The sequence below is a fragment of the Oscillatoria nigro-viridis PCC 7112 genome (assembly GCF_000317475.1).
Taxonomy (GTDB): Bacteria; Cyanobacteriota; Cyanobacteriia; order Cyanobacteriales; family Microcoleaceae; genus Microcoleus; species Microcoleus nigroviridis.
Genome location: NC_019729.1, coordinates 1581009 through 1598103, shown reverse-complemented (window position 1 = coordinate 1598103; position 17095 = coordinate 1581009). Strand labels below are relative to the sequence as shown.

At 47.2% G+C, this 17095-nt stretch carries 19 protein-coding genes; 7 read left to right on the top strand and 12 right to left on the bottom strand.

What is annotated here, in order from left to right:
• The first annotated feature begins 69 nt into the window (after positions 1-69).
• Together accB and OSC7112_RS06815 are read left to right on the top strand one after the other, a co-directional pair.
• Positions 70-627: an acetyl-CoA carboxylase biotin carboxyl carrier protein gene (gene accB / locus OSC7112_RS06820; RefSeq protein ID WP_015175217.1), complete on the top strand. Its 558-nt coding sequence runs from the start codon at positions 70-72 to the stop codon at positions 625-627.
• Positions 628-657: 30 nt separating this feature from the next.
• Positions 658-1050: an ArsR/SmtB family transcription factor gene (locus OSC7112_RS06815; RefSeq protein WP_015175216.1), complete on the top strand. Its 393-nt coding sequence runs from the start codon at positions 658-660 to the stop codon at positions 1048-1050.
• 129 nt (positions 1051-1179) lie between these two features.
• On the opposite strand, the gene OSC7112_RS06810 is transcribed toward OSC7112_RS06815, so the two are convergent.
• From OSC7112_RS06810 to OSC7112_RS06765, 10 genes are all read right to left on the bottom strand, one after another.
• On the bottom strand, positions 1180-1950 hold the full coding sequence (locus tag OSC7112_RS06810; RefSeq protein ID WP_015175215.1) for a GerMN domain-containing protein: 771 nt from the start codon (positions 1948-1950) through the stop codon (positions 1180-1182).
• Between the two features lie 262 nt (positions 1951-2212).
• A complete protein-coding gene (locus tag OSC7112_RS06805; protein ID WP_015175214.1) occupies positions 2213-2695 on the bottom strand; it encodes a type II toxin-antitoxin system VapC family toxin in 483 nt (160 codons plus the stop codon).
• Between the two features lies 1 nt (position 2696).
• Positions 2697-3479 (bottom strand): hypothetical protein, encoded by a 783-nt coding sequence (locus OSC7112_RS06800; protein WP_015175213.1) that lies wholly within the window; start codon positions 3477-3479, stop codon positions 2697-2699.
• A 175-nt stretch (positions 3480-3654) separates the two neighbouring features.
• Positions 3655-4737 (bottom strand): photosystem II reaction center subunit D1, encoded by a 1083-nt coding sequence (psbA, locus tag OSC7112_RS06795; RefSeq protein ID WP_015175212.1) that lies wholly within the window; start codon positions 4735-4737, stop codon positions 3655-3657.
• A 324-nt stretch (positions 4738-5061) separates the two neighbouring features.
• A complete protein-coding gene (locus tag OSC7112_RS06790; protein WP_015175211.1) occupies positions 5062-5838 on the bottom strand; it encodes a DUF6816 family protein in 777 nt (258 codons plus the stop codon).
• A gap of 254 nt (positions 5839-6092) precedes the next feature.
• The gene (locus OSC7112_RS06785) at positions 6093-6497 is read right to left on the bottom strand and encodes a ChuX/HutX family heme-like substrate-binding protein (RefSeq protein ID WP_015175210.1); all 405 of its coding nucleotides are present in this window, start codon (positions 6495-6497) and stop codon (positions 6093-6095) included.
• A 119-nt stretch (positions 6498-6616) separates the two neighbouring features.
• Positions 6617-7570, bottom strand: coding sequence for a PhoH family protein (locus OSC7112_RS06780; protein WP_015175209.1), 954 nt, complete (start codon positions 7568-7570; stop codon positions 6617-6619).
• 374 nt (positions 7571-7944) lie between these two features.
• Positions 7945-8433 carry a KH domain-containing protein gene (locus OSC7112_RS06775; protein ID WP_223300775.1) on the bottom strand — a complete coding sequence of 163 codons (489 nt, stop codon included), beginning with the start codon at positions 8431-8433 and terminating at the stop codon, positions 7945-7947.
• Positions 8405-8689, bottom strand: coding sequence for a 30S ribosomal protein S16 (gene rpsP / locus OSC7112_RS06770; protein WP_015175207.1), 285 nt, complete (start codon positions 8687-8689; stop codon positions 8405-8407). Before rpsP ends, OSC7112_RS06775 begins: the two co-directional genes overlap by 29 nt.
• Positions 8690-8770: 81 nt before the next feature.
• Positions 8771-10105, bottom strand: coding sequence for a D-alanyl-D-alanine carboxypeptidase (locus OSC7112_RS06765; protein WP_015175206.1), 1335 nt, complete (start codon positions 10103-10105; stop codon positions 8771-8773).
• A gap of 351 nt (positions 10106-10456) precedes the next feature.
• On the opposite strand from OSC7112_RS06765, the gene plsX reads away from it, so the two are divergent.
• From plsX to OSC7112_RS06735, 5 genes are all read left to right on the top strand, one after another.
• Complete coding sequence (gene plsX, locus OSC7112_RS06760; protein WP_190274418.1) at positions 10457-11506, top strand: phosphate acyltransferase PlsX; 1050 nt, start codon at positions 10457-10459, stop codon at positions 11504-11506.
• Positions 11507-11665: 159 nt separating this feature from the next.
• Positions 11666-12667: a beta-ketoacyl-ACP synthase III gene (locus tag OSC7112_RS06755; protein ID WP_015175204.1), complete on the top strand. Its 1002-nt coding sequence runs from the start codon at positions 11666-11668 to the stop codon at positions 12665-12667.
• A 540-nt stretch (positions 12668-13207) separates the two neighbouring features.
• Positions 13208-14089 carry an ACP S-malonyltransferase gene (gene fabD, locus OSC7112_RS06745; protein WP_015175203.1) on the top strand — a complete coding sequence of 294 codons (882 nt, stop codon included), beginning with the start codon at positions 13208-13210 and terminating at the stop codon, positions 14087-14089.
• Between the two features lie 3 nt (positions 14090-14092).
• A complete protein-coding gene (locus tag OSC7112_RS06740; RefSeq protein WP_317623950.1) occupies positions 14093-14614 on the top strand; it encodes a substrate-binding domain-containing protein in 522 nt (173 codons plus the stop codon).
• A gap of 224 nt (positions 14615-14838) precedes the next feature.
• Complete coding sequence (locus OSC7112_RS06735) at positions 14839-15477, top strand: lysophospholipid acyltransferase family protein (protein ID WP_015175202.1); 639 nt, start codon at positions 14839-14841, stop codon at positions 15475-15477.
• Positions 15478-15589: 112 nt separating this feature from the next.
• On the opposite strand, the gene OSC7112_RS06730 is transcribed toward OSC7112_RS06735, so the two are convergent.
• Both OSC7112_RS06730 and OSC7112_RS06725 read right to left on the bottom strand, forming a co-directional pair.
• Positions 15590-16129 (bottom strand): GAF domain-containing protein, encoded by a 540-nt coding sequence (locus tag OSC7112_RS06730; protein WP_015175201.1) that lies wholly within the window; start codon positions 16127-16129, stop codon positions 15590-15592.
• A gap of 170 nt (positions 16130-16299) precedes the next feature.
• A complete protein-coding gene (locus OSC7112_RS06725; protein ID WP_015175200.1) occupies positions 16300-16890 on the bottom strand; it encodes a YdcF family protein in 591 nt (196 codons plus the stop codon).
• Positions 16891-17095: the final 205 nt, after the last annotated feature.

The window sequence follows — 17095 nt, the reverse complement described above, 5'->3', positions numbered from 1 at the left end:
CTGCGCCTGGTTCTGAATTTTCAATTTTCAATTCTCAATTTTCAATTCTCAATTACCCTTGAATCTGCTGTGCAACTAGACTTAAACCAGCTTTGTGACCTGCTAACTGTATTAGACAAAACTGGCATTTCGGAACTCACCTTAAAAAGTGGGGATATTGAACTGACAGTACGCAAAGGCATTCTGGCAAGTTCACCAGCCACCTCTGCTGCGCTCCCTGTTACCGTCGCGACTGTGGCTCCGAGCCTGTTGGGCGCGGTTCCTAGCCCCACCTTAGCGTCACCTCCTGCGGTTGACCAAAATTTAGCAGCGGATCTGGCAGCCCCTGTACCCGTCGCCCCTGTCGCCGTACCTGCTGCCGTACCTGCTTCTGTCGATACCAAATGGGTGCCAATTATCTCGCCGATGGTAGGAACCTTTTATCGCGCTGCTGCTCCTGACGAGCCGCCTTTTGTCAATGTGGGCGATCGCATCAAGGTCGGCCAGACAGTCTGTATTATCGAAGCGATGAAGCTGATGAACGAGATCGATGCTGATGAAGTCTCCGGTCAAGTGATGGAAATTTTAGTTCAAAATGGCGAACCTGTCGAATACGGTCAAGTGTTGATGCGAATTAATCCGGATTGAAGGATTACTTTATTGTTATGGACAGAATAAATGCTAATATTTCCCGATCACTTCTCTCCGGTGAGTTTGATGAAGTCATCCCAGCCTGTCCCGCAAGAGGTTGTGCAACAAGTTGCTGAGTATTTCAGTATTTTGAGCGAACCCATGCGTTTACGAATTTTGAACTTGCTTCGCGACGGCGAAAAATGCGTGCAAGAATTGGTGGAAGCTACTCAAACGAGTCAAGCCAATGTTTCTAAGCACCTAAAACTCATGCTCCAAGCTGGTATCCTCACTCGCCGGAGTGAAGGAACTTCAGCTTATTATAAGGTGCAAGACGAGTTAATTTTTGAGCTGTGTAATATGGTGTGCGATCGGCTTGCCACCCGGATCGAACAGCAAGCCCTACACTTTCGGGCATTTAGCCTCACTACGAAGCACTGAAAATTAGTCCCCAGCCCCCAGTCACGAGTCATCAGCCATGAGTCATCAGTTATCAATCCCTACTCTCTGCCTTCAGACCGATGACTAATGACTCCTAACTAATGACTCCTAACTAATGACTCATAATTACTAAAGGGGAAAATTTTTGTCAAAACTTTCGCGGGTACTCGGCTGAGCCACCTCCAAACCTTCGCCGCCTAAAAGTTCTAATGGCTTCCCTTCCACCGAAATCCAAACCTTGGTATTCGGTTGTAAACTCGTAGCCGTATAGATAACTTGCCCTAACCGGCCAGTCATCGAATTGCTCCCTCCCCCCGAAGTAAATTCGGCCGACAAATCGACATACACTCCGTCATTCTTGACACTCAAACTCCGCAGTTTTGTCCCCTTAGGAATTTCGCTAGAAACAGTTGCATCCTTGGGCCCAGCCAACAAACTGTTAAAAGCAGCTTGTAAAGCTGCATCAGGCTTGTCAGCTTGTTTGACAGCTACTTTCGTCGGAACTCCCTCAAATTTGCCGCTCGCATCTTTAACCCAGTAGACTTGCACTGTCTGAACATCAGTCTGCGGCAACGGCTTTGGCTGCGGCGACTTTGGGACTAGAGCCTGCGGCGTCTGAACCTGTGGCGTCTGAACCTGTGGCGTCTGAACCTGTGGCGTCTGAACCTGTGGCACTTGTACAGGATTGGGAGGGGGTACGGGGATAACTACAGCAGGAGATTCCGCAGGACTTGGGGACAGCGGCGGAGCGGTAGTTTGAGCAGAAGATTGCGTATTTGCGGGGGTTGGCGAACGGTTCGCGGTCCACCAGGCAATGCCCCCTCCCGCCAGTAAAGCCAACCCGCAAACACCGGCAATGACGGCTGTGGAGACGCGGCGTACTTCTTGTCCATCTTTCATAATACAAATCCTCCTTAGAGATAGAGCGCTAGACACGGTGAGGAGCTACTCCCGATACGCTACATTTGTTTTTGCTGAGATTCAGGAACTGGGCACAGCTAAACTGAAACTATCCTGGCATCTTTAACAGCTTAGGAGCCATATTTAATTTTGACACTCTCCCGCTCAGAAATCGGCTAAAAGTCTGAAGGTAAAATGTGGAAGGCACTTATGCTCTGGCATATCTGAAGTTTACCTGACATTTTATCTAACTCGTAAATTACTATAAATAAGTAATGTTTTGCCAAACATCACAATCGGTAACACGTTGAAAATCTTTAATATTTTTAGTTGCAATAATGATTTTACGACCAGGATATTGCTCTTTGAGTAGACACCATTGAGCAGCCATAATGCAGTCTACATCAATGTTCTCCTTGATTTTATTAGATTGACTCAGATATCTTGCTTCAGCCCATAGTTCGGCAGCCTTTTCTAGCACAGCAAAAGTTACTGGTTTAAATTCAATTAAATCTCTCAGGTTGTCTAACTCTTGAACACTTTTGCTTTTAATACGAATGAATTCGCGTCTAACTTCATAATCACAGATATCAGAAACAATTATACGCGCACCTTTCGACAATAGGCGTTCAAACCATTTTGTGCATTGATGAATCTCCGTGCCTAGCTTCTCATCTTCCGAAAATTTTTCATCAAGAGGCGTAACCAACAAAGCAAGAATATTAGAGTCTAGAATTACAATCACTCTACAATTTCCATCCTTTTGCTTCGCTAATAGTTTCTATTTGTTCTAGTCGTGAATTTGCCCAATCGATTGCAGCTTGGTTCTTCTGAATTTGCAATTCACGAGTAAAGATTTGATTTGAATGAGAGTCTATCGAAGGTTGTTTTTCACTTCTTGTTCGGTTTTCTTCGATTTGCCATAATACTGCTCTAGCAGTGTTTTTTAATCCAACTAAATATGAAAAAACAGATTCCTTCTGATTGGCTTTATCCGGTTTTAGGCTAGAATCATTTAAAAATGCCAATGTTATATTCTTAAGGTACTCTATTAAGTCTTGTGGGAAGTAGAGAAGATATTCTTCTAAAAGCTCTGATAGTCCCACCATACCCGTGTAGAGAGCTCCATATTGGCGTACTCGATCTATTTCTTCAAACGCAAACAGCATAATACCCAGAGCTATGATTAATTCCCTAAAGCCATCCATGTATTTTTCATGAGCTTCAATTTCTTTGAAGGTATCACGTGCTAAAAACTCACTATATTTTGCTTTAAGTTCGCTGAAAAATGGTCTGTATTCAGAATAATAAATATCAGATTTTTGACGTGGATATTTGGCGGCTCTAATCCGTTCTGACACCTCAACAATTTTCAACAGATATTTAAATGATTCTTCTTTAGGAATCCGCGCTTCATCAGATTCAAACAGCTTTTCTAAGGAATGTTTGATTAAACTCAGCTCACCCAACATCACCTCCTCAGTGTTTGACAGCAATGCTCTAATTGAATTTTCTGTAGTGACTGTCATAAGAATGCAACTCCATAAAGAAGGCTTTTATGCTCTATGGGAGCAAAAGAACTACAAGCAGCGTATTCCTTCTATCATGATACATGACAATCTCGTTGAGACTATAATTTTTCCCCCAAACAAAAAGCGCCCCTATTTCTAGGAGCGCTTTTTGTGATTAATCAAAAGCTAAAACTTAGCCGTTGATCGAAGGAGCAACCATTGCTACAGGAGTAGTTTCAGCAGCAGCCAAGTCAAGCGGGAAGTTGTGAGCGTTGCGCTCGTGCATTACTTCCATACCCAAGTTAGCGCGGTTGATGACATCAGCCCAAGTATTGATGACGCGACCTTGAGAGTCGATAATCGATTGGTTGAAGTTGAAACCGTTCAAGTTGAACGCCATCGTGGAGATACCCAAAGCGGTAAACCAGATGCCGACTACTGGCCATGCACCTAACAAGAAGTGCAAGGAACGGCTGTTGTTGAAGGAAGCGTATTGGAAAATCAAACGACCGAAGTAGCCGTGGGCTGCGACGATGTTGTAGGTTTCTTCTTCTTGACCGAATTTGTAACCGTAGTTTTGCGATTCGGTTTCGGTGGTTTCGCGAACCAAGCTAGAGGTAACTAAGGAACCGTGCATGGCGGAGAACAAGCTACCACCGAAGACACCGGCAACTCCCAACATGTGGAAGGGGTGCATCAGGATGTTGTGCTCGGCTTGGAACACGATCATGAAGTTGAATGTACCGGAGATACCCAAGGGCATACCGTCAGAGAAGGAGCCTTGTCCTATAGGGTAGATCAAGAATACTGCGGTTGCTGCTGCTACTGGTGCAGAGTAAGCGACGCAGATCCAAGGACGCATTCCCAAGCGGTAGGACAGTTCCCATTCGCGACCCATGTAGCAAAATACACCGATCAGGAAGTGGAAGATTACCAATTGGTAAGGGCCGCCGTTGTACAGCCACTCATCGAGGGAAGCTGCTTCCCAGATGGGGTAGAAGTGCAAGCCGATGGCGTTGGATGAGGGGACAACTGCACCTGTGATGATGTTGTTGCCGTACATTAAGGAACCTGCTACTGGTTCGCGGATGCCGTCGATGTCCACTGGTGGGGCAGCGATGAAGGCGATGACGTAGCAGATGGTGGCGCTGAGCAGGGTGGGAATCATCAAGACGCCGAACCAACCTACATAGATGCGGTTGTCGGTGGATGTTACCCACTCGCAGAAGCGTTCCCAGACGTTGGCGCTAGAGCGCTGCTGTAAGGTCGTTGTCATGGTTTTATGATTGCGTATGAATTTGTCAATGTTCGGATGATGTTTATATTATTACGCCTATCGTTAAGGTTTGTAAAGGGGTGTGGCGACAGTTAAACTGATGAGTGTGATTAGGAAAGCTGATGTAAGGAGAGAGATGGGCGAAAAAAGTCCATTGCTAGGTAGATCGAGATGACAGCTTAAGGGAGCATCTCATATTTGTAAAAACACTGATTCTGGCTCCTGACTTCTGCCTTCTGACTCTTTTCTCCTGGCTTCTGACTCCTGACTCCTAACTCCTATTTCTAGCGGAGGGCTGCAAAAGTGACATACTCCCCAGCTTAATCATGCCGGCACCAACTCCAACCGATAGCGGTACAGAGCCACAGGATGCCCCCCAGCAGCGAAATAATCCGGGTCTTGCGGCGACAAATAAATCGCTGTCACCTGATCGGCCTCAATTCTTTTACTCGCAGAATCGCCATTTTTCCCACCTCCAACAACTCGATAAGCCGTTGTTGTTTCCACCTCGTTTAAATAAATATCAGACTCTCCCCGAAACACCTGCTGAGAAATCTCTGTAGACACAAACTCGCAAGGATTCGGCGTCTCAGTTCCCCGACTGGTAACAATCGAAATTAATTGGCGTTCCCCTTTCAAAACTGTAATTTGGCGGTTGGGATTGGTCGGATCGACTTTTACCGAAAGTACGCCACCGTCGCCTAAATAAGCCTGGGCAATACTCAAACCGTTAAAAGTGCGATCGGCTACAATATTTTGAGCCTTTTTAAATGTATAATTAGAAATTAAGCCAATATTTTTTTCAGGTTGAAATCGCACTTTAAATAATACCGGCTGCTGCAAATACTGGCGGTTGCTTTCAAACCCTGGCGTGACAATATTTGGCGCTAAAGGAGCGGCTAAATCTACCAAAGTGCTAGCAACATTCCAATTCCCCGCCATCCAATCGGGATATACCAAATCTCCCTTAGCTACAGCGATAGGAGGCTTGCTTTCCCAATTGGGAAAACTTGATATGCGATCGCCCAAAACCCCCGCTCTCGCACCGCCACCCCACAGCAACACCAGCAAAGCCAAACAAAAACTCCAAATTACCTTCATACCCAATTACATTCAAACAACTAACTTTCTGTCTCTCTTTCTCTTCTTTATCTCTTCTGGGCGTTCTCTGCGCCCTCTGCGGTTCATTAATTCAAAAATTAGACAACAAATCAGTTAAACATCTTACTTTCTACCATTTTCATAAACTGGCAAGATGCCTGTCGCACAAACATAAATGTTCTGCTTGTGGGGAGTAGAGGTTGGGCAGGATGCCCGCCCCCTATATGCAATTTAAAGGTGAAAAAACCTATGTTTTAAAGCGCCTCAACAGGTGCAGGTTCCCAAACCTCCCCGTATTTTTCCTTCAATTCGTGCCAACTTTCTACCTGTCCCGGTTCGTATTCCCCCGGCTTTCCCCACTGCAAAAACGCGCTCAAAGCAGCCTCATTTTGTTCGTCGATAAAACGGATTGCATAAGTAGTGAAATTCCCTCTTTTCGCCTCACCCGTTTCAAACTTCACCTGTTTTATTTTATCCATATTTAGGTGAAACTCAAATATTTCGGCGTGCATATTGGCATATTTACCCTTCGGCAACTCCGCATAAAACAGCTTGTGAATTGAACCGCGCACTTCCAGCACCGCCGCGCTGCTAGTCACGATTAAACGCAGCGTTCCCAATTGTTCGCAAGCTTCCAAGAATTCTTTCAGGTTAGGCATAATTTAATTTTGGAATTGGGTATTGGGTATTGGACTTTGAGAATTATAATCAACAACAACTAACAATCAACCAATGACTGCTGACTAATGACTAATGACTACTAACTACTGACTACTGACTATTTTTCGTGCAGTTCGTAAGCAGCGACAATCCGCTGCACTAGAGGATGTCGCACCACATCCGCCTGAGAGAATTCGCAGAAAGCAATGCCCTCAACGTTGCGTAGAATGTTTTGGGCGACTGACAATCCCGACTGTTGGTTTGGCGGCAAATCTGTTTGAGTGATATCGCCCGTCACTACCATTCTCGATCGAAAGCCCAGACGAGTCAACACCATTTTCATCTGAGCCGGCGTCGTATTTTGAGCTTCGTCCAAAATTACGAAAGCATTGCTGAGAGTGCGCCCCCGCATATAAGCTAAAGGAGCTACTTCGATCAAGCCTCTTTCCATTAAATCAGCCATTTTTTCCGGGTCGATCATTTCTTGCAGGGCGTCGTAAAGCGGGCGCAAATACGGATCGACTTTTTGCTGCAAATCTCCGGGCAAAAACCCTAATTTTTCGCCAGCTTCCACGGCTGGCCTGGTTAAAATCAGCCGTTCGTACTGCTTGCTCAACAGGGCTTGGACGGCGAAAATAGCAGCTAGAAATGTTTTGCCAGTACCAGCGGGGCCAATGCAAAATGTCAGGTCGTGCGTGCGTACTGCTTGGACGTATTGCCGCTGCTTGAAGGTTTTGGCTCTAATTTCTTCGCCGCGGCGGGTTCTGGCTAGAACGTCTCGCTGCAAGTCTTGTAAATCGCCTTGGCGGTTGGTATCCAAAGCTTGGCGCGCTGTCTGGATTTCAACTCCGGTAATATTTTTGCCTGATTTCCAATAGTCGGAGAGCGATCGCACTAATTTATGACACAATTCTACTTGACTTTTTGTGCCAGAAATCAGCAGTTCTTGCCCTCGCATTACCAGGTTAGCACCGGTTTGCTTAGAGATCATTTTCAGGTTTTCTTCTTGATTACCGGCCAGCGACATTGCGCTTTGAATGCTCGGTAACTCTATTATTAGTTTTTCATTCATGCCAACATAAGCTCCTCCAAATAAGCAATTAAAAGTTAACAACTAAACGTTCAACCCGTCACTATTTGCGAACTAAAAGACGCCCGTTACTAGGTTTTACCTAGTATCTAAGGCGTCTTTTAGATTTAGCTCCCAAATGAGTTTGGTGCTTGAGGCACAAATCAAATCTCCCTTCTATTAAGTCAGGCTATTTCAGATTTTAGATGGGAAATTTTAGATTTTAGATTAACCTGATGCCGCTGACATTTGAAATTTAAAATTTTACATTTGTTTCCGATCGCAAAACCGGCCATCTCAAATCTAACGGGGCTTGTAATACAAAGTCTACAACAGGCAATCTAAAATCTAAAATTCTTTCTTGGCTCTGCAGTTAGTTAATAACCGGGAGTATTTCTGCTCGTTCTAAACGTAGGTGTGTTAGTACGGCGAGGTTGTTCTCTCGGAGTTCTGCTAGCTAAGGGACTCGGCGAGGGAGGCGGCGTCCGGGGTCGGAAGTCGCCTCGCGGCTCCCGCGAGCCGCGATCCGGGCGGTCGCGATCCGGGCGCTCGCGATCGCCTCTGGGCGGGCCCGATCCGCGATCGCTCGCTTCACGATCGTATATATCTAAGTAGAGGGACTGACCCGCCGTCTGCGCCACCGCTTCGAGCGTAGTTCTAATTGCCTGAATATTGCGTCCGCCCCTACCGTAAACCCGGCCTTTGTCCGGATCTTCAAAAGCCAGCCTCACCCAGACCCGCGATTGGCGCGGGTGCAGTTCGCAATCAACCCGCAAAGAGCCTGGGGTCTCTAAAAAAGGCCCAATTAAAAACTTAACCAGTCCAGCATAGTTGGGACTAGCTGGCTGTTGCTGTGCTGGATTCAACGTTGGCTCCGGCTCCGACTTGTTCAAATACATGGGCTTTTCTCAGGATGTCACGCACGGTGTCAGTTGGCTGAGCGCCTTCTTGCAGGCGCTTGACAATCGCTGGAACATCCAGCCTGGTTTCGTTATTTCTGGGGTTGTAATAGCCGAGCTCTTCTAGGGGACGGCCGTCGCGGCGAGTAGAACTGTTCATCGCTACAATTCGGTAGCTGGTCTCGCGTTTTTTCCCGTATCTCTTCAATCGCAGTTTGATCATCTTCTTGCACAATAGTCTTGTTCCAATTCTAAGCTATTTTGTCAGTGCTCCTTCCCCGAACCCCAACTCAACCCCTATTTCTTAACCTCCGACCAAAATATCGCTGCGATTTGCTGCCCCCAAGGCAGGTCTGGCGCCGTCAATGTGCGGTGTAATTGCTAGTGGCAAAATCGATGCTGTTCCCCACTGCTGCACCAATTTTTGCAAAAATATATCTTGCTGCGCCCTCAAAGAGTCCCAATCGGTGCCGCGATTAATAATTGCAAACCACACTAAACCCCGATCGCGCGTGGGTATGGCTCCAGCCAAAGCAATTACGGTGTCCAAAGTACCAGTTTTCACCACAGCCGATCGCGGAATGTGCCGATGTTCCACAGTGCCTTTATCGCGCCCGGACACCGGAAACAAGTCAGCAATCGTCAGCCCAGTAGTCTGAAGGTTGCGGGCTATCGCCTGCATCATCCCACAAGCGGCCCTCGGAGACATCTGATTTTCCACTCCCAATCCCGAACCGTTAACTAATTGAAGTTCCTCCTCCGGCATCCCCGCAGCCCAAGTCGCTTGCTGCTGCACTATCTTGGCCCCGCCCAAATCGTCGGCCAGCATCTGAGCCATTTCATTATCGCTGTGGACGTTCATCTGCTTGAGAATTTCGGCTAAAGGGAGCGATCGGCGTTTCAGCAGCAAATGCCCCGAACTCACAAATTTCTCAGCAATGACGCTGCCGGCAACCGTTACTTGCGGTTTTCTAGTTCCTGGAGCCATCTTAGAATACATTGCCACCACGTCCGGAGGCCAATTGCTACCCTCAAGAGCTTGCCGCAGTATCTCCCCCGCAGCCAAAGGATCGGACTCGTAATTCATGCGGAAATTGCCTGTCACCACCAAATTGCCCGCCACGCGCTCGATACCCATTTGATTGAGAGCATTGCCAACGGCGATCGCCTCCTCCCACACAAACAGCGGATCGCCCCCGCCGCTGACCACCAAATCTCCCTCCAACACCCCATTCCTAATCGGCCCCGTTCCCCGGAACCGCGTTTCAAACTGATAATCCGGGCCCCAAGTCTCCAGCGACGCCAGAGAAGTCGCAATCTTAGTCAGAGAAGCCCCAGGCATCAGCGTCTTGCCCTGCTGACTTACCAGCGGCACCATTCCCGCTTGCACCCAAATTCCCTGATTCCCATCAATCAGGTTCTTGTCTTTCAACTCTTTTAAATATTCCCGCACCGTCGCTTCTGCCGGCAAGTCTGGATTTGCCGCATCTATTCCCCCAAAAGCCAAATCTTCAGCCACCACTAACCCGGGTATCCCTCCCCGCCAAGCCAGCACTGACGCAGCATTAGACCCGACACTGCGTACCCCGGCCATGTCCAGCCACAGAGATAAGATTCCTGAGCTAAATAAATCCAGCATTTTTTACTCCTAAAGTCAATCGATTTTAGATTTTAGATTTCAGATTGAAGAAAGCGCTCCCACTGATAAATCCGGGGGCAAGTGATGAGGATGGGGAGCTTTTTTCTCGCTCCACGGATGAATCCGGGGTTGCCGGACTCAAGTGCTTGCGGTCGTGTAAACTATTTCATTGATTTTTTCAATTTGCAGTCAAAAATAGTAAAGTAGTGACAAAACAAGCTCTATCAGAGTAGTCGGAAATGACAATTGTCCGATCGCCGTAGCGAGTGGATTTTAGTTCTTTATTCAGACTTCTGGATTCACGCTCCTGACTTCCTGGTAGAATTTTTAGTGTTTCTCAAACATTGGTCAATGGGATCGACACGCGCAAGAATTGCAATAGACGCTATGGGTGGGGATCATGCCCCCGCCGAAGTTGTAGCTGGAGCGCTTAAGGCACAAGAAGAATTAGGCGTAGAGATTTTGCTCGTGGGCGACCCGCAGCAAATAGAAGACTCGCTCCGGCAACAAGACGCGATCGGCCGCGTCTCTAAAGGTCAGCTAGAAATCGTTCCTTCAGAAGGAGCGGTGGAAATGCACGAAGAACCTTTGAGTGCCCTCAAACGCAAGCCCAACGCTTCGATTAACGTAGCGATGAACTTGGTAAAGCAGCAGCAAGCTGATGCTGTGGTGTCCGCCGGTCACTCCGGCGCGGCAATGGCTGCTGCCCTGCTCAGGTTGGGCCGGCTCCCCGGAATCGATCGCCCTGCGATCGGTGCGGTTTTGCCGACAATGGTACCGGGCAGCTCTGTACTCATTCTCGATGTCGGCGCTAATGTGGACTGCCGCCCCAAATTTTTGGAGCAGTTCGCTCTTATGGGAACTATTTACAGCCAGTGCGTGCTGGGCGTCGCCGAACCTAAAATCGGCCTGCTCAACATTGGCGAAGAACCTTCTAAAGGCAACGACGCAGCGGTACGTACTCACCAGTTATTGGTGGACAACCCAAACATTCCTTTTGTGGGCAATGCCGAAGGCCGCGACGTGCTGTCGGGGAACTTCGACGTGATTGTCTGCGACGGGTTTGTCGGCAACGTGTTGTTGAAGTTTGCCGAAGCGGTGGGCGAAGTCGTGGTGCAAGTGCTTAAGGAAGAATTGGCTGCCGGACTCAAAAATCAAATTAGCGCTCCCCTCCTGCAAGAAAGCCTCAAGGGCTTTAAGCAGCGGGTAGACCACGTTGAACACGGTGGCGGTTTGCTATTGGGCGTTGCTGGAGTTTGCATTATCAGCCACGGTTCGTCTCAAGCTGCCTCGATTTTTAATGCCATTCGTTTGGCGAAGGAGGCTATTGACAACCAAGTGCTGGAGCGAATTCGATCGTCCAATCACCAAAGCGCTCTGGAACAAGAAGCTGTGAATTAGAGGCAGTAAGTAGGAATTAAAAATTAAAAATGTAAAATTAAAAATGTCAGCTTAAACCAACTGTTTTGCTTAAAAAAAAGTAATTTCAGCAGTTTAAAAATTTTAATTGGTAGTTTTTAATTTTTAATTTCTAGATGGATCGCTCATAAATGGAGAGGAATGTTGCAGCAATCAGGGTTCGGCATTGCCGTCACGGGTAGCGGTTCTTGTACACCGCAGGTTTCGCTGGATAATAACGGTTTGAGTCAGATAGTAGAAACGAATGACGAGTGGATTGGGGCGCGCACGGGCATTCGCTCCCGCAGGCTGGCGGACGATCGCACTTCTTTGTGCGATTTAGCCACGGAGGCATCGCTGTCTGCGATCGCCATGGCAGAAATTTCGCCGACAGATATCGATTTGATTATTTTGGCGACTTCCAGTCCTGACGATTTGTTTGGCACTGCCAGTAAAATTCAATATCAGTTGGGCGCGACAAAAGCTGTGGCTTTTGATTTGACAGCAGCTTGTTCGGGCTTTGTTTTTGGTTTAGTTACAGCCTCGCAGTTCATTCGGACAGGGGTTTATCAAAATGTTTTGCTGATCGGAGCAGATATTTTATCTCGCTGGGTGAATTGGTCGGATCGGGGTACTTGCATTCTATTTGGAGACGGTGCAGGTGCGGTGGTATTGCAAGCTTCAGAAGTCGATTCCTTTTTGGGGTTTGAAATTCGCAGCGACGGCACGCAAAATTCCTCTCTCAATTTGGCTTACAAAGCCGAGTCAAAAAAATTAATTGAAGGCGTCAGCGTCGGAATTGGCGGATTTCATCCCATCACAATGAATGGTCAAGAAATCTATCGCTTTGCCGTGAAAAAAGTGCCGGAAGTCATAGAAAAAGCTATGTTTCGGGCAAATGTCACAGCAGCAGAAATTGACTGGCTGTTGTTGCACCAAGCCAATCAGCGAATTCTCGATGCAGTTGCCCAAAGGCTAAAAATTCCCCCCGAAAAAGTAATCAGCAATTTGGCGAATTACGGCAATACCTCAGCGGCTTCAATTCCCCTTGCCTTAGACGAAGCCGTGCGTCTGGGTAAAGTTAAAGCGGGCGATACTATTGCTGCTGCTGGTTTCGGTGCAGGTTTGACTTGGGGGGCTGCGATTTTTCAATGGGGAAGGTAAAGCGATTTTCGATTTTCGATTGGCGATTTTCGATAGGGGAATCACGGTAATACCATTTTTGATTTTCGATAGAGAATCACTGATGAAGTATGGGTTGAGATCGCGGGCCAGCAATTTTATTCTGTTTGAGAACTGGTATAATATTTGGCAGCTTGAAACTTGCCAAGCGTGATAGTTGGGAGTGCGACCCTTGAAAAATACAAATCCTTTAACACGCCATACATAGGGCAAGGTTCGCAGCAGTGCACCACCCGGACAGCAGTTATTGACAAGGGCGTGCTGAAATGGAAAATCCTCTATTCTTCGATCGACTTTCCCGGTTTGAAGGTTGAAAATTGTGCTACGCCTATTAATCAAATTAAAGTAGCAAAAAAAAATAAACCTGGTAAAAATCGCAGTTAGATGTTATAATTATGAGTCGCGAGTAGATAGTTCGTTAACCGAAAGATAGCGGATACCAGCGAGCGAACTTAGAAGCGGGAAAGAAAGAATTTTTGCAATCACCAATTAGCAACCACCAATTAGCAGATTACCGGAAAAATGACTAAAACAGCATGGGTATTTCCCGGACAAGGTTCCCAGGCGATCGGGATGGGTGCAGACTTATTAAACTTGCCAACAGCCAAAGCCAAATTTGAGCTAGCTAAAGAAATTTTAGGTTGGTCTGTCCCGGAAGTTTGCCAAAAAGAAGAAGCAAAATTATCTCGGACTCTCTACACTCAGCCTTGCTTGTTCGTAGTAGAAAGTATTTTGGCCGACTTAGTGCGAGAAAAAAGCGATCGACCAGCGGTAGTTGCCGGTCACAGTTTAGGAGAATACGTTGCCCTCTACGCAGCAGGCGTCTTTGATTTTGAAACCGGATTGCGCTTAGTCAAACGCCGCGCCGAACTCATGGACACTGCCTCCGGCGGGCAAATGGTGGCTTTGATCGGGTTCGACAGGCAGGAACTAGAACTGCAAATTCAATACAGCCGAGACGTAGTGCTGGCAAACGACAACAGCGAAGCACAAGTCGTGATTTCTGGAACGCCCGCAGCAGTAGAAGATTTGCTTGCCAAAATCAAAGTCAAACGCGCTGTTAAATTGAATGTTTCCGGTGCGTTTCACTCTCCCCTGATGGCATCAGTCGCGGCAGAGTTTCAACTAGCCTTAAAGTCTGCAAGATTTTCCGATGCAAAAATGCTGGTGCTCTCAAACGCAGAACCGTCAGCCACTACCAGCGCAGCCACTTTAAAGCAGCGGTTGACTCAGCAAATGACCAAAGGCGTGCGGTGGCGAGAAATTTCCCTGCAATTGCCGCAACAAGGAATCGATCGGGTAGTGGAAATTGGCCCCGGCAAAGTTCTGACAGGTTTGATCAAACGGACTTGTCCCGATTTAGCGTTGGTAAATGTTAGCAGTTTTGCAGATTTGCCGGCTTAATCTATTTTTAGCCTGTTATTAAATGGCAGGTTAGAAAATAGAGAGTTAACAGGCCTGAAAATTGCCGAAAAACAAATAGCACAACAGGCAAATCCGAATATTGCCTGTTGTGCAAATTGGGGAAATGCTCAAGACTGGTCGAAAGTCGGCGGCCCGGCGGGCCCTATTAAAGTGATAAATCGACCGGCAGTTAGCGGCACTCACCAAACCTTTAAAGAACAAGTGCTCGGAGGTGGCGAGTTTGGCACGACGGCAAATATTACCACGCTCGATCGAGATGCGACAACTCCCCTGCTGCAAGCTTTAGGCAACAACGGCATTGGCTATGCGACTTTCGCTCAAGTAGCCAATCAGAAAACGGTGCGCGTTGTTCCCGTTAACGGTGCGACGCCGGATGCGGGAAACTATCCTTACAAGCGGCAGTTGTACTACACCTACAAAAATCCTCCTAGCCAAGCAGTTAAGGATTTCTTGGGCTACGCGACTTCTTCGGAAGGACAGAAAGCTATGCTGGCCGGAAATTGAGCCTTTGCAAAGCCAGCATAAATTCTGGCGCTACACAAGCAAATAGTCCGCCAGCATAAATTCTGGCGCTACGCAAGCAAAGTCCGCCTGCGCGGACTATATTCTTCAGTCCGCGCAGGCGAACTTCGTTTGACTCTCGAGAGCGGTTTCAACCGCCGAATCATCTCAAACGGACTCGATCTGATAGGCTAATATTCGATGTAATTTAAAATCTCAGGTTTTCTGTGAGCAAAAGTCGCGAACCAGTCGAAAGTTTACTTCTCTACTATTTATTCAAATGGTCAATTGTCAGCCCGATGCTGCACCTGTACTTTCGAGGCCGCATCTACGGTGCAGAAAATGTTCCGACAGAAGGGCCGCTGGTGGTAGTCAGCAATCATGCCAGCGATTTTGACCCGCCGATTTTGTCTAATTGCATGAGGCGGCCGGTCGCATTTATGGCGAAGGAAGAGTTATTTAAAGTTCCTATTTTGAAGCAGGCAATTACGCTTTACGGTGCTTATCCAGTGAAGCGGGAAAGTGCCGATCGCAGTGCAATTCGATCTGCTATCAACTCTTTGGAAAATGGCTGGGCGACGGGTGTATTTTTGCAGGGAACTCGCACGCCAGACGGCAGAATTACTGAACCTAAATTAGGTGCGGCCCTGATAGCTGCTAAGGCAAAAGCCCCGCTGTTGCCTGTTAGTTTGTGGGGAACTCACGCCATTGCATCGAAAGGTTCGGGATTGCCGCGTCCGGTGCCGCTGACGGTGCGAATTGGCAAGCTAATTGAAGCGCCCGGTTCCTCGGATCGCGAGGAGTTGGAAGCGCTGACTCAAAGATGTGCGATCGAGATTAATGCCATGCACGATTTGGGGCGCTGATTTGCTTGGAGGATGTTTTGTATAACAACTTACGAAGAAAGCTGGTTTGATAGATAAAAAACATCGTTACAGGTTTGTAGTGAGAACGAAGACTCCTCGTTACAAACCTATTTTATTGCGCTTGTACGATGCCTCTGACATAAGCGACAGCTAAAGGCGAAATTTTTTCTGTAACTGCTGCGATAACTTGGCGATCGAAGTCAGTCCAAACTCTGGGGCGATCGAACATACAAGGCTGCAAAACCCCCCACAATAAGCCGTCAGCACAAAGGTGAGCGTGAATCAAAGCTCGATGTCCGAACTCTTTGGCCTCAAAATTTTTGTTGACAACTTCAGGATTTGCTGTTTCAACATCCTCAACAAAAATCGAAGGTTCAGTTCGCAAAGCTGCTGCAAATAAAGGGTCTTCTTCTCCTAAAGATTCTGGTTCTTTTTTCCATTCCGCGTCCCAAACCTCGGGATAGTTTGAGTTGCGACGCCAGCAGTAAGGTACTCTGCCCATTTGCGTTTCAGGATTGCGGAGGTAGAGAAAGACCCGATCGCAATTTAACACCTCGCCTAAAGCCGGCACCAAAGCCGAAAAAACAGCATCCGCAGTCTTGCTGTCACTCAAAATTTGCTCTAGAACCTGCGGCAGAATTTGGTCGGTCATTAACTTTAGCTTTTGAAGTTCATCTACTAATTTTAAACTAATCCTTCTTGTCTCTTCTTTTACGCATTTGTCATCAGCGTCTTGGCGGTTCGTTAAATCGCTATCGGAGACAAGTTTTCAAACCAGAGGGAATGGAAAAAATTTAAAACTTGCTTAATCCTTCCCTGGGTTTATTGAATTCGGGCTTGGGTGAAGTTAGCACCCGTATAACCGGTTGTCAGCCAAAGAATAGCCCTAGCGCCGTCGCGAACAGCTTTTTGCATCGGTTCGGGGGTTCGCCCAGACGGAACTGCCACAGGCTTAAAGCTAATGCCTCGACTGCCGAGCACGATTTCGCCGATAATCTGAGCTCGCCGCATATGATCGTCAGAAGTGATCAGATACACGCTCTCAATCCCTTGAGCTTTCAATTCATCTACCAGAGTGGTAAAATTTGTTACCGTATCTACCGCTCTGTAGTCTAAGTGCACGCGGTCGGACTCAATTCCCGCTTCTGAAAACACCCATTCCGCGAACTCCGGATTGCTGCCAGACGACACCCAAATCGGCAATTCAGGATGCGATCGAGCAAATTTGGCCGCAAACACCTCTCGCTCCGTAGCCCCACCTAGAACTAACAAAGCTTGGGGTCTCTGAAATTCGCTCTTAACGTGCTGATAGCCAAACCAACACGCCATCAAAAGCCCTACTAGGAACCAAAAACTGCGTGAAGTGTTCAAACGCTTGTAACGCTGCGTGTTTGAATTGATTCTTAACCACATCTAAACCTATAAAAATTTTATGTAACTCACAAAGGAACCATAACAAAAAATACCGCACGTATAGCCCACTAACAGGAATTAAAAATTAAAATTTAAAAAAGGGTCGGGGGATCGTAGGATTTTAGATTTTAGATTTTAGATTTTAGATGGACTCTACGCTGGTGGTGGGGCATAAACAGGTGATTTGAGATTTTAGATTTCAGAT

Excerpts from the sequence above, each read along its gene's own strand:
- OSC7112_RS06785 (WP_015175210.1), bottom strand. The coding sequence starts at position 6,497 with ATGCCTAACCTGAAAGAATTCTTGGAAGCTTGCGAACAATTGGGAACG.
- OSC7112_RS06725 (WP_015175200.1), bottom strand. The coding sequence starts at position 16,890 with ATGTGGTTAAGAATCAATTCAAACACGCAGCGTTACAAGCGTTTGAAC.
- OSC7112_RS06755 (WP_015175204.1), top strand. The coding sequence starts at position 11,666 with ATGTTGCAGCAATCAGGGTTCGGCATTGCCGTCACGGGTAGCGGTTCT.
- fabD (WP_015175203.1), top strand. The coding sequence starts at position 13,208 with ATGACTAAAACAGCATGGGTATTTCCCGGACAAGGTTCCCAGGCGATC.
- psbA (WP_015175212.1), bottom strand. The coding sequence starts at position 4,737 with ATGACAACGACCTTACAGCAGCGCTCTAGCGCCAACGTCTGGGAACGC.
- OSC7112_RS06800 (WP_015175213.1), bottom strand. The coding sequence starts at position 3,479 with ATGACAGTCACTACAGAAAATTCAATTAGAGCATTGCTGTCAAACACT.
- OSC7112_RS06780 (WP_015175209.1), bottom strand. The coding sequence starts at position 7,570 with ATGAATGAAAAACTAATAATAGAGTTACCGAGCATTCAAAGCGCAATG.
- OSC7112_RS06810 (WP_015175215.1), bottom strand. The coding sequence starts at position 1,950 with ATGAAAGATGGACAAGAAGTACGCCGCGTCTCCACAGCCGTCATTGCC.
- OSC7112_RS06765 (WP_015175206.1), bottom strand. The coding sequence starts at position 10,105 with ATGCTGGATTTATTTAGCTCAGGAATCTTATCTCTGTGGCTGGACATG.
- rpsP (WP_015175207.1), bottom strand. The coding sequence starts at position 8,689 with ATGATCAAACTGCGATTGAAGAGATACGGGAAAAAACGCGAGACCAGC.
- OSC7112_RS06730 (WP_015175201.1), bottom strand. The coding sequence starts at position 16,129 with ATGACCGACCAAATTCTGCCGCAGGTTCTAGAGCAAATTTTGAGTGAC.
- OSC7112_RS06815 (WP_015175216.1), top strand. The coding sequence starts at position 658 with ATGCTAATATTTCCCGATCACTTCTCTCCGGTGAGTTTGATGAAGTCA.
- OSC7112_RS06790 (WP_015175211.1), bottom strand. The coding sequence starts at position 5,838 with ATGAAGGTAATTTGGAGTTTTTGTTTGGCTTTGCTGGTGTTGCTGTGG.
- plsX (WP_190274418.1), top strand. The coding sequence starts at position 10,457 with ATGGGATCGACACGCGCAAGAATTGCAATAGACGCTATGGGTGGGGAT.